Below are 15,487 nucleotides of genomic sequence, written 5' to 3' on the forward strand. Positions count from 1 at the left end.
CTTATATCCGAGCCATCCGGCTATCCACACCCTTTGCCACAGAAGTCTCGGCGCGTTTTTCCACCGCCCTTGCTTCGGCCTTGTTTTTCGGCAATAACCACAAACTCAAACCGTAACCGCGAATGCCGGAGCGACCGATCGAACGATTGATTTTGACTTGCAATACTTCATAACCCAGCTTTGCCACCCGCTTATTCAACTCGCGCGAGAACAGCTGCGCGGCATTATCGTTCAACGCCCAGCCCTGCAGCTCAAACCCCTTTTGCTTCGTGCGTTCGCTTTGATTACTTTCGACAAAGCGGTCAACAACCACAAAATCGTTAATGCTTTCCTGAAGAGATAACAGCAATTCCATCAACAGCGGGTTGCGCTCCGAAAGCGCTTTCATTTGCAACACCTGCTTCCGCATGGCTTCGACCTCTGTAGTGATCTCCTGCAGCTTCTCCTTTTCTTTATTGGTCTCGACCACCATCAGCCCAATCTGTTGCGCCAATCGAACCTGCTCTTCTTTCTTTGCTTCAATTTTGGCAAGACTGGCCGACTCTTCCGCCAGTCGGTACTGCATGTATCCTTCGTTCAGGCCCAGCGCCAGCACCGCCAGCACCGGCATCGAATAGCGCCAGACATTTTTGTTTTTCCACAGTGGCGGACGCGGATCCTGAGCTGCGATAAAGGGCAAATTATTGCGTTTATTCCCCGCCTCCAGCTGCGCCAGAGCGGCATAACGATACAACCAGGTCTGCGGAACCGATGATCCCGAATGCGTGACGCTCACCGCATCGCCGACATACTTCACATCCTTACCCAGCGTCCTTTCCAGAGCTTTACACAGCGCTTTGCCGTCGGCATGCACACTGTTCAACCAGATTTCATCGGTTTCCGGGCGCATCAGCTCGGTAATCGCTGCTGTCACCACATTCAGCTGGTCATCTTTGCAATCCAGCCGTAAATGACTCACCGATACCGTCACCCGGCCGACAAAACGTAAAACAACCACCCGCTCTTTAAAAATTTCAGCAACAATCTGTTCATGGTCTTCAAAAGCACTCTGTTCGATGAACAGGGAACTCAACCCATGCAGCGGCACAATGGATTTCAGCTTCAAACTATTGCGGGCAAAGGCTTCCACCCACAGATGCCGGTTATGTCGATAAATTCCGCTGCCGAACCACAGATCGCTTTCCGTCTGATTCTCCGCATCTTCATCCACTTTCGGTTCCTGCCAGGCGCAATCCAGCTGGCCCTCGATCGACAACAAGCGTTCCTGAACCTTCATCACCTCATTCAGCTGATCGCGGGAAATGTACTCCAGCTGAATGCATATCTCGCCAAAACGAATCATCGAAGCATTTTGGCTACGGCTCAATTCCAGCTCAACGCCGGCGTTTTGACGTTGCTCCGCAGTAATAAAACCAAAGCCCTCCAGAAGCGAACCAATCGACCACAGCTGTGCGATTTCCGCCACATTCGACTCCAATTCCCAGCTGATCAGATTTTGTAACTGCTGTCTGGACGTCCTTGCCGACACCGGCAGATCAAGGCTTGTAGCACCGACTTCCGCCGTTGCCAGAATGGCGCTTTTCGGCCAGCGTTTGATCTTTTGCACACGGAACTGCGCGAGAATTTCTTCAATCGCTTTCTGTTCGCGGGTCTGCACCGACATCGCCACACACAGTAGCTCCGCCTTTCCTCCATGTAAACGAACCAAAGCGCCGCTTACCGCATATCCGTCGTAACAGAACACCAGGTGTTCCCCCAAAGCCTTGGCAGACAAAAGCCCACCCAGTCCTTTTAAAACGGACAAATCAACTCTCTTTAAAAAAGAGGAGCCTGAACCGGTTTGATCCGAAGCGTTTGAATCACTCATTAATTAATTTCCCAGCAAATATCTGCACCACAGCTGCCATCCTTGATTCCAATCCCTGAATAAACGGTGAATTTATGGGTCAGACGATCAGTCGAGCCATTCTGCCGAGGATAATCATCATCAACTCTTCTAAGCCCACCCGAGTCTTTTGCTGCCAAAAATAAAAGGTGTTCACCTATTGCTAAACCTGAAGCAAGAGTTGCTGTCAGAACGATAGAATTTCCACTAACGACGACGGTGTTTGATGACAAGCTCGTATCCGCAGCAAGCTCCGTTTGTCGCCAGAAACCTCGGTCTTCACCATTTACAAACTCCAGCAGAACGAGGGCATATCCTGTTGAAGTATTAGAAACTTCAATATCGGAACCAGAGTTATTTGTGAGATTAACCAGAAAGGTTGCTGAAGAATCTCGTCTCCACTCACTAGGCTCAACAGATATCTCCATATCTTTATCTTGTTGAGGCTCTATCAAATCTTCATCATCAACCCCGTCACTATTCGCATCAGGGCTCACACCATCACCGTCGTAGTCAGCCTCATAATTCGTTAAACCATCTCTTCCTAATCCAATATAGGTGAGACGATTCGAATCTAACTTCCTACACCATCCATAGTTTCTTTCATCATCAAAATTTGAGTTCGCTATCCCCGGACAAGCATGACTGCTTGAAGAATCCAAGTCCCCTGTTCCCCTCCAAGAATCACGAAAATCGTCCGTGATAACACTATTTAGATAAACTGATCGAAACCCCTTCCAAAGCCTTTCATCACTTTCCAAAAATTCAGTTTCATCCCCGGAGTTATTATTAAATCGACTTGTAGCATCAGGTGTTGGATCAAACACTGGCGCTTGAAACCCATATGTCAACATTGACGATGTTCCACCGGTAGAAACATCACAATCAGTCGCGGTTAGCAGGCCAGCCACGCATGGTGGCAAGCGACCGTTATCAACGACATACCCTGTATCAACCGGAGATTGATTGATATAGACGGTTTTTACAGTGGCGTTTTTCAGCAGTTTCAGACGGTTTTCCGTATCGATAATACGGTGCTGGGAAGTTTGGGTTTCCATAGTCATCATGGCAAGCATGGCGGTGGAAGAGAGAATCGTCACCACCATCAACAGTTCAAGAAGCGTAAAACCATCTTCCCGAATCTGCCGACGGGCAAACGATGCCTGATTGCGCTGTTTAAAATCCATTTTCCGCAAATTCCTGAGAGGTCTCTACCCGCAAAACGCCGTTTTTAAAACGCTTGCAATTGCCCAGAGCCATCAGCAATAGCCAAGTCATCACCGCTGCTGCAACCAATCACCGTTATTTAACGGCGGCGATCGACTCGATCACCATTGCCGGGCCTTTCGAGTAGTTGTAAACATGAATACCAGCAAAGCGTAGATTTTTACCGCGGAAAGATTCAACTCCGTAGCGTTTTGCCAGTTGATTGAATTCATCTACCACCTCTTTAGCGGCATAAACCGGAATGACCATATCTTCTGCTACTTCAACAAACATCATGTGTTTAACCTGCGGCACCGGGTCCACTTTGGCAACCGCCAGCGCCGTTTGCAGATAACCGGTCTGCTGCACTTCCGGCGCGGTTTTAATCACGCCGTCAAACACCACCAGCTTATTGATCTGAATTTCTTTGGTTCCTTCTTTCATCGGTTTGTTCTGTTCTACAAACTCCGCCATATCTTCGATATATCGATAGTCGCCAAAATCACCATGTGCCTGTTTCGCCTTGGATAAAATGTCTTGCGCCATTGCCAGACTGCTTGCTGAAAGAGCACTCATTGCCAGTATTACTCCTAAAATAATCGAGTTAATTTGTTTGTGCCCAGCCCCAGTTTTTCTTATAAAAATCACTTTTATTCGCACCTTTTAAATTCTTAATCCGCGTAAATACAAATCACCTGATCGTCAACCTTCGGCTCGCAATCGACGGTGTAGCCGTCAAATTCGCCATTTGCCCCCATCGCAACCAACACCACACGCTCGGCAATCGAACGACTGTTTTTCTCCACAAACATCAAAACCGGCCGACCAGCCCATTCCAGATCACCCACTTCACCATTTAGGTAATCGACATGCTGTTGATGGATACGCCGACTGAGGAAATAAACGCCCTGCGGCCTTTTTTCACCGCCGATAAAGATTGCAGGGACATCATCAACCGAATCTCCGCTAACAGGGTTGTCGCTAACGGTGACAATATTGCCGATATCCACATAGCCTTCACCACTGCTATCCAGATAAGGGCCACGCCAACCCCGCGCCGCGGCTGAAGTCCACGGCATAAAAGTCTCCATATAAGACTGAATTCCCACGCCGGTCAGCTGGCTTAAATTGGCGGCATTATCAAACCAGACTTGCTTATCTGCGGTAGATAAAGGCGCATAAACAGGCAGCTGGGCTAAATCAAACTTAGCCGCCGGATGCACCTCATAATCAAACGGCCCTTCTTTGGGAAAATAGCCGGTATCGGCTCTGAACTGCCTGACAGCTTTTGCAACTTCCGCAAGCTCGACCCGCTCCAGTTGCGAATCAACTTCGCGATCCACACCCTGCAAGTTGGTTGCAGCAATAAAGGAGATTGAAGCCAGAATCGACACCACCACCAACAGCTCAAGCAGAGTAAATCCCGCCATTGTGGGCACGTCATCATTCATATCCCCCTCCTTTCCCCATCAAGAACACCAGAAAAATGCGAAATTTCCCGCCGTTGAAGACAGGACTTCACAAAACACAAAGGGCATCACCTGAATGAACATTCCTCAAACAGCGCTTTGCAAAAACAGCGATTCCTAAGATTACGCGCTCTTTGCAAAACTCTTTTCTACAGGAAAAAGGGCGGATTCAAGAGGGCTGAGAATCCGCCAACACATCCACCCGGAACCGGCTGACAGGAAAACGGTTCCGAGTGACACAACACTAAACGAAGCGCTTAGATGGTGTTACGAGTACCATCCCATTCACCAAGCTCTTCTTCTTTGGTATCGCCGGCGCCGTCGACGATCGTTACCAATACCACTTGATCAGCAGCATCAATAGCACCAGTACCATCAAAGGTACCGATATCAAACACTGCGATGAAACGGTTGTACTGTGTTTCAGAAACGTGACGGTAAACCGGAACCGAAGTCATACCACCAAGATCGTTGGCATTAAATAGTGTTGAAGCTGGCCCTAGACCTACAGCCATAAATGCCTTACCAGTAGCAGTAGCTGCGTTACTACCATCAAATTCAACCACACCTGTAGCCGCCGGCTGACCAGTTAGACGCTCTTGCCCACCAGTCCAGATTGCAACTTCATCTGTGTCTTCTAGAGTACGAGAGAAACCACAACCATTACCGTCTGGCGTCATAAAGATATTACCGGCAACAACAGCGTTACCACGGTCAGCAATTAGATCTTGCATATCAGCACACGTACCTTCACCCTCTGGATCGCCATCAAGTGCAACGTATTGAAGTGCCTCGATACCACCATCCGCTAGAATTCCTTTAACATCCGCATTGATTGCAACAACCGCAACGTCTTCAATTGCAAGAATATCTGAACCAGCAACAGATGTACCCAGCAAATCACCGTCTAGGGCCGTACCAGCAGTAGGATCAGTAGCAACCTCAATCAATGAATCGAAATTGCTTGGTAGAGAGTTTTTATTTAGTACACGGAAAGTACGGATACCTTTATTCAGCTCATCCATCATGGCAACGTGCGCCGCTGCTGAGGCCCGAGCATCGGTATCTTGAAGGGCAATGGTGGCCGTACCGGCAATCGCTGCCAAAATAGCAACCACTACCAGCAGTTCAAGCAGGGTAAAACCGGCTTGTTTTTTCTTGAGCTTAACCGCCTTGGCGCGCAAGGACTTATCTTTGATTTGGTTGACATTCACCTGGGCGAATTTAGACATTAGTTCTTGAATTTTAGTTTGACTTAACATATTTAACTCCTAGTGTTTCTTTGCTCTGCCGCAGCTTTGCAAAGGGTTTTACTTCAACTCTTAAAATAGTAAAACTCAGGCGGGTAACCGCTTGAGCTATAACAAAACGCGGCTATGCCGCAATAAGAACAACCTCCACCCACAGGAGCGATGTAAATCAAACCAAACGCGCAACACTGCTCAAAACCGGTCAGCAGGGATAAGACATAAGACCCTTTGATCAGGCGGCGATTGATTTCACCTTGCAGGCCGTCTCCGTCTATCAGGCCTGCAAAGCAATTTGAAGCATGCCTCCTCAACTTTCTCGTCTGGAAGCATGCATTCAAATTCACTTTTTTCGCCGACAATCCGCAGCGAAAAAATAAAAAGCTCAATTTTTAAAGAACCCGGCCGTTATAAGGAATAACGGTTATTACAAATAATTCGTTTTAGCAAAAATTTTCCACGAACTTTTCGCGATACAAAAACAAATTACCTGAACCTGTAGTACACCAATCTGTCTGATAACAAAGTATAAAAATTCATTACAAAAATTTATGATCAAACCTATGATTTCATTTTTACGCATCGATTCCATGCGTTATGCCATATTCAACTTTAACTCGTACGAGCCAAAGTAAAGGACTTGGCCTGTCCTTTTTTTAATCGATCCAGCTCTGTGCTGGAGACTAACTGATAGTCTTCAAACAGCTTACTTGACTGCTGTTCTTCCGGAAAATCCAAAACAAAACGATACTGCTTTCCGCTATGAACGATGACCTCTTTTTGTCCCCGTTTGAGAATTTTTATCTCAACCTTAAAGTCCGCAAAACCGTCATGCTTAAGTGAATCCGCATAAACCTGCAGCAAGCGATTCGCTACTTCAACCGCCTCACTCAAGACACTCTCCCTTGTCAACTTAAACGCCTGTCGATGCGGCCTTACAAAAAAGGGAAACCTCAGGAATTGCTCCCTTGTCATCACCGCGTCCACTCTCAGGCAAAAACAAATATTTCAGCTATTGCATATTGCTCACATTTGAAAAAACAACTACTTACAAATAGTAATAAGAAGAATTATCATTTGCTTTTCCAGTATTATATTTATAAAAATTATGTTTGCAACCCAAAATAAGAAAACTCTGATATTTTTTCAGAAAACCCTATTCCGATAAGCGCAGCCTATCAATCAAGTTAAACAGAACTAATGGGCAACTCTATGGCTTAGGATAATTTACGGATAAGGCAGATATCATCCGACAAGTTAAAAGGCATTTCGTGACGTCTAAACCAAGGAAATTTAGAGCAAGCTTCCATAAGCAACTATAAGCAATGAGACGCGTACGGGCTTTTCACCAAGTCCTTTTTTGATAATTCAGGAGTGGTTATTAGATGGGATCATTAGGCGAGAACTCAAGCACAAGCCCGCCAGAAGGTAAAACTTCCTAAAAAACAAAATGCCATATTGACAACGCCATTCTGAAAACAATCCCTCTCTCTTTCACAAGGGAAGCCACCGGGAAACGCTCAAGAATTTGACATTCAGAGAAAACTCGCGACAATAGCGAAAAAGTGTAATGATCATTATCATTTTGTGTAAAACCAAAATGTCAATGTCAAAAACATCAGACATGATCGGAAGTGATTTCTTAAAATTATTCAGGATGTTCAGAGGTTAACTCTGCTGAATAAAAATCTCTTTGACAATCGGCTTAATAAACAAAACAGGACGTTTTATGTTTCATCCAAGACACCAACACATTGTTTTCGCCTTTTTTATGGCGCTCCTGATGTCTTTTTTAATGTCGGGCGTCATCAGTGCCATGAACGTCGGCATCCCGGAAAATTTCTTAATCATCTGGTTCCACGCCTGGTGGACCGCATTTATTATCGCTTTTCCGTCGGTACTCTTTGTTTCGCCGATTGTCAGACGCATTACCAATAAATTGATACGCGCCGTAGAACATCACAAATAAACTAATGGTCACTCCAGACCGCTAGCTCATTGCCGCTCGGTTCGCGAAAATGAAAGCGCCGTCCGCCCGGAAAGGGAAAAATCGGTTTGCTGATTTCTCCGCCGGCGGCAACAATTTCAGCCAAAATATTTTCCAGCTCACTACTGTAAAAGATGATTAAAGCACTGCCGTTCTCTTGAGAGGCCACCAGATCGCTTTTATAAAATCCACCATCCAGACCTTGGTCGGAAAACGCCGTATACTCCGGCCCGTAATCGACAAATGCCCAACCAAAAACCGTACTAAAAAACGCTTTTGTCGCCGCTAAATCCCTGGCAGCAAACTCAACGTAATTCATCTTGCCATCGATATTCATAATCACCTCCCGGAATCGGATTCTTGCTTGGATTTTTCATTATGCATTGAGTAAAACGTAAAAGTGGCAAAAGATTTTCACTCTCGCCAATCACAGTTCATTTCCCGAAAATAAAAACGGCGGGACTAAGCCCGCCGTCGTTGTATCCTTACAGAATTGTTTGTTTACTTATAGTCGATGTAGCTATGAGCTTCATGGTAGAAGGTATAGGCGATCACTCCCAACGTCACGACAATAGACAAGATTAAAATAAAACCGATGATCGCCGGGCTATCAGCGAAAGTGAAATAGGCCGTTGCGCCTTCCCAGCTGGTAATTGGACTTGCACTCATACTATTCTCCTTGATTAAGCTTCTTTCATAACAGGTTTGATGTCAGCACCCTGTGCAGGTACAGATTCAGGATAAGCCGTCAAAGGTACTTCTACGATATCCAAACCAGCTTCTTCCGCTTTTGGTGGTACGCGAAGCACTCCTGCTTTTGCCAGAACAAAAGACAGAGCATAACCTGGGATAAAGCCGACCAATGCCATAACGATCGCACTCATGAATTGTCCCATGAAGCTGACATTCGGTGCACCTTCCAATACATTTGGATAACCGCTGAAAATACCTAGCATCAATAGGCCGACTACACCGCTGACGCCGTGTACCGCAAAAGCACCGACCGGATCGTCAATCTTAAATTTACGAGTCATAAACTTATCGGCCATTGGTGCAATGGCACCACCAATAATCGCGATCAGGAACGCTAGAGGCGGATAATAAAGATCCAGACCTGGAGCAGCAGAAATGATACCGGCAAGCGCACCAGACATCATCCAGAAAGGCTGACGAGTCATGATGTAAGAACCGATAATACCACCGGCCATCGCCATCAGAGTATTGAAACTGATTGCTGAAAGCGTAGTTTCGTTACCGAAGATCGAAGTCCACTGAGCACCTGGCATATAGATGATACAGCCGCCAAGGAATCCGAAGAAACCAACGACGATCATCATCAAACCGATGGTACTCATCGGTGCACTGTGACCGGCGATTTCATAGACTTCGCCGTTTTTGCCAAAACGCCCGATACGCGCACCCAGATTCATCACGACACCAAGAGCAAAGAATCCGGCAACCATGTGTACACAGCCTGCAGCACCAAAGTCGTGGAAGCCCCATTTTTGCGTCAACCAACCGGTCGGATGCCATCCCCAGGAAGCAGCAAGAATCCACACCACAGAACCGAGAATGATTGCCAGAACCAGGAAGGAACTCATACGGATCCGTTCAATAACCGCACCGGAAAAGATCGATGCCGTTGTTGCCGCGAAAAGCACAAACGCGCCCCAGAAAATACCTGACGCATTATCACTCAGGTTTGGACCCATTGATTCGGACCAAGGCAGACCGGCAGCACCGGCTTCGAAGTCCGGAACGAATCCGTTATACATGCTTAGATAAATCCACCATCCAAAAAAGAAGAAGGTCGGAACCATGAACGAGAAGGCCAGGATATTTTTAACTCCGGATGCCAAAGCGTTTTTCAGGCGGGATGCGCCCATTTCATATGCCAGAAAGCCAACATGAATAATGACCATCAATGCCGTACAAAACCAATAGAAAATTTCCATATTGATCGTGTCGGACATGGCTATCATCTGTTGAAGCGATTCTAATGTCGGTGCTGTTTGCTCCATAATTGAAACCTCTTAAAGTTGATTAAACTAACTTGATATCACTTGGAAAAACGACTTTATAAAAAGCCTCTAAGGTTAATTTTTCCAAGTAAAGCCCCAGATACTAAATGAGGTACGTCAGCAACCGCCCTAATCGGACCAATTACAACCATACCCGCCTAAACTACGCCCTCATACTCCTGCGTTTCGTTGCCGAATCGAAAAAGTACTCAAACGCAAACTACAAAATCAATGCCTTGCGACATTGCCATCAAATAACGCCGACGTTTTACCGTCGACAGAACCTGAATTCGTTATCCAAACCCGACTAAAGGCTTTATCAAAAATAAGAAAATCAACTCCGCACGCGGGTGCGCTCCGGATCGTAAAATGGCAAAGAGACCACTTTTGCCGGAATTCTTTTTTGCTGACCATCCAGTTGACCGATCTCGATTTCGGTATCGATGGCTGCAAAATCCGGTGCCAAACGGCATAGTGCGATCTGTTTTTTCAGCAGCGGCGAAAAAGTCGCGCTGGTCACGACGCCGACCGGGAAACGCCCATGGTAGATATTGTCGCCATGATGAATCGGTTCATTGGTCTCGGTAACCAAACCCATCAACTTATGCTGGCTTTCCGGTGCCTGACGTTCAATCGCTTTGCGTCCGACGAAATCTTCGTCATTGGTTTTTAACGGTGTGGTAAAACCGATCCCCGCTTCAAACGGATTGGTCAGAGGGCAAAATTCGTGCTCGGCAAAAATCAACCCTGCCTCGATACGCAGCTTATCCAACGCATCGAAGCCCATAGGCGCAATGCCGTATTTCTGACCGGTTTCCCAGATCAAATCCCACAGATCTTCGGCATTATCGGGGTGACACCACACCTCAAAACCAAGCTCGCCGGTGTAACCGGTTCTGGAGACCATTACCGGAAACCCTTTCGCGTTGCCGATCCGACCGACGGTGAAATGAAACCAGGCCAGATCCTGCACCGAAGTCTGCTGTTCCGACGTCCAGATAATTTCTGCCAACAGCTCGCGACTGCGTGGTCCCTGCACCGCCAGATTATGAATCTGATCGCTCGATTCCATCACTTTGACGTTGTGCCCGGTTTTCTCCGCCAGCTCTCTTAGCCACTTCCCGGTGTAAGGGTCGCCGCAGATCCAGCGGAATGTCTGATCGCTCATTTTAAAAAGCGTACCGTCGTCGATCATGCCTCCGGTCTCGTTACAGATTGCCGAATAGACAATTTCCCCCACCGACATCCGGCGCACATTGCGCGTCACGGCGTACTGCATAAACACCTCGGCATCGGTACCGACCACTTCAAACTTTCTCAAAGGAGTCAGATCGATCATCGCTACTTTTTCACGACAAGCCAGATATTCACTGTTGGCCCCCCAACCTTCATATTCCGTCGCCACCCAATAACCGCGATATTCGGCAAAGTGTTTAGTCAGCTTTGACGTTCGACTGTGAAAGCCGGTCAATTTGGTCATTCGAGATAACTCCTCTGGTACCGTTCGATAAGCGATTGAACGTGGAAATTCTTCTTGTTCGCTATAGATGCGCACATGGATATCGGTCGGCTGCCAGCCGTTTGCCGGATCTATATCATCCGGACAGGCCGACGAAGCGCACAGCAGATCGCGGTTTGCTCTCAACAAAACATAATCTCCCGGACGCGACCAGGGCTCTGCAAAGCCAATGGTTCCGCACGGCTCAGCGTAAGTATTGAAGAAAAAATTGATCGCCGGCCAACCGAATCGCGGCTGGATACCGTAGGATTTCAAGGCATTATTAAAATTTTCGGTACAGCTGATATGCCCGAAATAGCCCTGATCCTCATAATATTTCGGGCTGCAGGCAAACATAAAACTATCGTGACGGCCGACGGTATCCTGAACCACCTCCAGCATCGTCTGCTGCTCCTGATCCAAAAATTTGGAAAACAGACCGGGCTGGGGCAAGGACATCCCCATAACGGTTCGCGTCGCCGTTCCGTCGATGGTCATTTCCCGTCCTTGTTCCAATGCAGCCTTATCGAAGGCGATAAAATCCGAACTCTGCTTGCCCTGTACATCGATTATTTGAATCCATTGACCGGCTTTGACTTCATAAGTTCGCGCACTGCTATGCGGGATACGAATCTCTTTAACGGGAACAGCCAGAGGTTCCGGCAAATCGACGGGCTGCTTGGCGAAATGAACGACTTTCAGTTCGCTCGCCGGCCGATGCTCATCCACCGCCATCTTGTCACCGGCCGCAACCAGCACCATCGACAGATCCTGTCGAGCTTGAAAATCGGGAAGTCGATCCGCAGCAAACACATAGGCATTGGCCAACATGGCTTCATCCACCTGCCAGCGTTGAAGATCGGTCTGGAGCTTTTTCGCTGCAATTCCGCCTTCCTTAATCAAACTCAGGGTTCCAGCCGCCAGCCCCTTATCAACAGGCTCGGTCAGCATCCATCCCTGATCCTCAATTGCAAAAGGTAATAGCTCACACCCCTGACTACCGTCTTCAGACGTTACCTGAATACGTTCTCCGGCACGGACATTCAGGCATATCGCCCCCTGCCCGGGAATACGGTACTCAGTGGGGTATTCGCATGATTCGCTCATAATTCGGAATCTCTTTCCTTAAAAACTTAGATTGGTGCAAAAGCGATGTTTCGCCCCTATTCAGTGCGTTTTTTTGTTTATTAGCCAAGGAAGCACTGGAAGTTACAGCTTAAGAAGCGGCACCTCTCATGATTCCTGATAATAAAAAAAATTTACTGATATGATTTATGATTACAGGGCTTTGCGCAATACTTCGTTGGCAGTATCTCCAATGGAGTATTACGAATTAGCTTTTCATGGCATATTTACTGCTTATTTACAGCCATTGGGTAACTAATAGAGCAACCGACAGGTTGCAAGGTGAAGCCAAGAGTGGTGAATTTCGGTCAGTTCCTTTCTTTTAATCTTTCCACTTTGCGGAATAGGTATACCCCTGCCCGACGTAAATCCGTTTTTCCGTCGGTTGATTACTCGGATATCGCATTTCAAATCGCAACCACGGAACGATTAAGCGAGTTACTGCCCAATCTACTGGCACAGAGCGCTTTACAAGCCAGTTGCCACTCCCAGTTGGAAAACTACGACAGCTTGTATGTTCTAACACCCGCTCCAGGAATGAAATATCACGTTCATACTGCCGCCAACAATCAAACTGACCCGCAGTTACTCAACTACTTTGAAGCACTCACCGTTCAGAGTCGGGGAATCAGTAATTCGCAAAGCACCAAAAACCTCGGCCCCTTTCACTTTATATTTTTCCCTCTGCAAAACCGGGAAAGCGACTGGATGGCTTATCTCGTCGTCGCCTTTAAAGGAAAAACACCCCAAGACAATCAAACCGCCAACCTGTTGCGCCCGTTACGCGATGCAGTGCAAAGAGGTCTGCTGGCCCATCAGAATAAAGTGGAATCGGTCGCACGGGCGATTTCTCAGGAACGGCAGTCCCAGGCCGCTGATCTACACGACTCAGTCGCGCAGATTCTCGGCTACCTCAAGCTTCGATCCTCCAGTCTTAGCGCGCTTTGTCTGGAACAAAGCAATCCGACAATGCTAAAAATAGCTTGCGACATTGAAGAACAGATTGGCTTTGCTCACCGCCTGACACGGGAGCTGATCTCCTCCTCCCGCCTGAACGGCATAGAAAGTAATTTATCCTTCAGCATCCAAAACGCACTGGAAGAACTGGAACAGCATTCGGGAATCGTCTTCGAGCTCGACAACCGTGCCAAAGAAGATATCGAACAACTCCCCTATCCGAACGAAACTTTGTTTATCGTTCGCGAAGCCCTGTGCAATCTGGTTCGCCACTCTCACGCCTCCCACGCACGCATTATTATTAAGACCGAATCGAAGGCTTTAACAATCCTGATTGAAGACAACGGGATCGGCATCCAGACTCGAAGCAAGCGACGCGACAGCTTCGGACTGAGAATCATGGAAGAACGTGCCCGCAGAATGCGCGCCCAACTGACAGTGGAAGACCGCCAGCAAGGCGGTACACGCGTACGCTTGGATATTCCAAGAGATCATTTAACGATATGAACAGCGTAACACCGGCAAAAGCCATAGTTGTTGACGATCACCCTCTGTTCCGCCGAGGGGTGGTTGAACTTTTAAGCGAAAGTAAGGAGTTCGAAGTTGTAAGCTCCTTTGGTTCGGCCGTCGATCTGATCGCAGCCATGCCGATCACGGCCCCGGACTTACTGCTACTGGATTACCAAATGCCGGAAATGAGCGGCATTGAAGCTCTGAAAATCCTTCGTCCGCAACTTCCGCAGAGCAAGATCGTCATGCTGACGGTTTCCATGGATTCACACAGTCTGTTGGAGGCGATTACTTTAGGCGCCGACGGCTATCTATTGAAGGACACAGAATCCGAACAGATCCTCAAGCAATTGGCTTCCGTCATGCAAGGCAAAATTGCTATTAATGAATCAGGCATCACCTTATTGGCACAGAGCATCCGTTCGAACGGAATCTCACCGAACCCTCCCGAAGCCGACATGCAAAATGACGAGGCATTGGAAGCCTTAAAAGAATTGACCGAACGCGAACGGCAGACGTTAAAACTCATCTCCAAAGGCCTCAGTAACAAACTGATTGCGCGCGAACTTGGCATCAGTGACGGCACGGTCAAGGTTTACGTTAAAAATCTACTACGTAAACTGGGATTGCGTTCCCGCCTGGAACTAGCTGCATGGAGCCATAATCACTCTTTTGCCCATTCGGACGAAAACTAATGGCAGGCTCAGGCTGGCCGGCAAAAATCGCTGAGTGGCTGCAGGGGGTTTCGCCATTAAAACTCAACAACATTGTCGACAGCCTGAGCGATGCCGTCATAGTGATCGAGAAGCATAATAAGCTCCAGTACTGTAATCAACACTGGAGCAGATTAAGCGGCCACTCGCCGAAAAATAGCCAAAACCAAGTTTTCAGCCAATTTATTCACCCAGAAGATCGTGTCAGCTGGCAAGTCGCCTTGCAAAAATTCCATCAGTCGCGAGAATCGCAACTGCTATGGCTGCGCATCATCGATACCTCCGGTGAAGTCCATTGGTGCGAAATCCGCGTTCAACCGATTTACGAACATCGACCTTTTCCTGTCAGCGCGACTCTATGCGACATTACGCCACAAATCCGTTCCGATCAGATCAAAGAAGCCCGCTACCGCAGTTTAAACAGTCTGGTCAATCGAGTACCGGCCATGATCTACCGCTCGCGCAACAACGTCCACTGGACTATGGAATATGTCAGCGACGGCTGTCTGGAACTAACCGGCTACCAGCCGGAAAAAATGGTCAATAATTCAGAACTCTCCTACGGTTCCTTAATCCATGCCGACGATCGCGAAGGGGTATGGTGTAATGTTCAAAAAGCCATTCAGGCCAACCGCAGCTTTGAACTCTGCTACCGGCTACTGCACGCCAGCGGTGAGATTCGCCGCGTTCACGAAAAAGGTTGTGCTATCTATTCCGATTCCGGTTCGATTCTCGGCATCGAAGGCGTCATTTTCTCTCTGCAAACCAGCTGATTATTTAAACAACTACCCCATCCGGACAAGTGTCTACCCTTTTGGGGTTACTAACTCTTGGGAATATCCAATCCCCTGCCAATCAATTAACTTATC

14 protein-coding genes are annotated in these 15,487 nt (G+C 47.6%); 4 read left to right on the top strand and 10 right to left on the bottom strand.

Annotated features, from left to right (window positions below; genetic code table 11):
- Nucleotide 1: 1 nt before the first annotated feature.
- From H8792_RS03435 to H8792_RS03460, 6 genes are all read right to left on the bottom strand, one after another.
- Nucleotides 2-1,867: a hypothetical protein gene (locus H8792_RS03435; protein WP_185977530.1), complete on the bottom strand. Its 1,866-nt coding sequence runs from the start codon at nt 1,865-1,867 to the stop codon at nt 2-4.
- Complete coding sequence (locus tag H8792_RS03440; RefSeq protein WP_185977531.1) at nt 1,867-3,072, bottom strand: type II secretion system protein; 1,206 nt, start codon at nt 3,070-3,072, stop codon at nt 1,867-1,869. The genes H8792_RS03435 and H8792_RS03440 overlap by 1 nt, the downstream gene beginning before the upstream one ends.
- Nucleotides 3,073-3,187: 115 nt before the next feature.
- Nucleotides 3,188-3,667, bottom strand: coding sequence for a hypothetical protein (locus H8792_RS03445; RefSeq protein ID WP_185977532.1), 480 nt, complete (start codon nt 3,665-3,667; stop codon nt 3,188-3,190).
- A gap of 95 nt (nt 3,668-3,762) precedes the next feature.
- Complete coding sequence (locus tag H8792_RS03450) at nt 3,763-4,542, bottom strand: type II secretion system protein (protein WP_185977533.1); 780 nt, start codon at nt 4,540-4,542, stop codon at nt 3,763-3,765.
- A 275-nt stretch (nt 4,543-4,817) separates the two neighbouring features.
- A complete protein-coding gene (locus H8792_RS03455) occupies nt 4,818-5,822 on the bottom strand; it encodes a type II secretion system protein (RefSeq protein WP_194947642.1) in 1,005 nt (334 codons plus the stop codon).
- A 597-nt stretch (nt 5,823-6,419) separates the two neighbouring features.
- On the bottom strand, nt 6,420-6,701 hold the full coding sequence (locus tag H8792_RS03460; protein WP_185977583.1) for a hypothetical protein: 282 nt from the start codon (nt 6,699-6,701) through the stop codon (nt 6,420-6,422).
- An 877-nt stretch (nt 6,702-7,578) separates the two neighbouring features.
- Here H8792_RS03460 and H8792_RS03465 point away from each other — a divergent pair.
- Complete coding sequence (locus tag H8792_RS03465; protein WP_267463305.1) at nt 7,579-7,776, top strand: DUF2798 domain-containing protein; 198 nt, start codon at nt 7,579-7,581, stop codon at nt 7,774-7,776.
- Nucleotide 7,777: 1 nt separating this feature from the next.
- On the opposite strand, the gene H8792_RS03470 is transcribed toward H8792_RS03465, so the two are convergent.
- From H8792_RS03470 to H8792_RS03485, 4 genes are all read right to left on the bottom strand, one after another.
- Complete coding sequence (locus H8792_RS03470; RefSeq protein WP_185977536.1) at nt 7,778-8,131, bottom strand: VOC family protein; 354 nt, start codon at nt 8,129-8,131, stop codon at nt 7,778-7,780.
- A gap of 164 nt (nt 8,132-8,295) precedes the next feature.
- The gene (locus H8792_RS03475; RefSeq protein ID WP_185977537.1) at nt 8,296-8,463 is read right to left on the bottom strand and encodes a hypothetical protein; all 168 of its coding nucleotides are present in this window, start codon (nt 8,461-8,463) and stop codon (nt 8,296-8,298) included.
- A 14-nt stretch (nt 8,464-8,477) separates the two neighbouring features.
- The gene (locus H8792_RS03480) at nt 8,478-9,815 is read right to left on the bottom strand and encodes an ammonium transporter (RefSeq protein WP_185977538.1); all 1,338 of its coding nucleotides are present in this window, start codon (nt 9,813-9,815) and stop codon (nt 8,478-8,480) included.
- A gap of 334 nt (nt 9,816-10,149) precedes the next feature.
- Entirely contained in the window at nt 10,150-12,420 is a 2,271-nt protein-coding gene (locus H8792_RS03485; RefSeq protein WP_185977539.1) for a DUF1989 domain-containing protein, read from the bottom strand.
- A gap of 300 nt (nt 12,421-12,720) precedes the next feature.
- Between H8792_RS03485 and H8792_RS12730 the strand changes: the two genes are divergently transcribed.
- The 3 genes from H8792_RS12730 to H8792_RS03500 are packed head-to-tail and all read left to right on the top strand — an operon-like array spanning nt 12,721 to nt 15,391.
- Complete coding sequence (locus H8792_RS12730) at nt 12,721-13,902, top strand: sensor histidine kinase (RefSeq protein WP_185977540.1); 1,182 nt, start codon at nt 12,721-12,723, stop codon at nt 13,900-13,902.
- On the top strand, nt 13,899-14,600 hold the full coding sequence (locus H8792_RS03495) for a response regulator (protein ID WP_185977541.1): 702 nt from the start codon (nt 13,899-13,901) through the stop codon (nt 14,598-14,600). Before H8792_RS12730 ends, H8792_RS03495 begins: the two co-directional genes overlap by 4 nt.
- The gene (locus H8792_RS03500) at nt 14,600-15,391 is read left to right on the top strand and encodes a PAS domain-containing protein (RefSeq protein WP_185977542.1); all 792 of its coding nucleotides are present in this window, start codon (nt 14,600-14,602) and stop codon (nt 15,389-15,391) included. The genes H8792_RS03495 and H8792_RS03500 overlap by 1 nt, the downstream gene beginning before the upstream one ends.
- Nucleotides 15,392-15,487: the final 96 nt, after the last annotated feature.

Origin of the sequence: Thiomicrorhabdus heinhorstiae (assembly GCF_013391765.2) — a bacterium.
GTDB lineage: Bacteria > Pseudomonadota > Gammaproteobacteria > Thiomicrospirales > Thiomicrospiraceae > Thiomicrorhabdus > Thiomicrorhabdus heinhorstiae.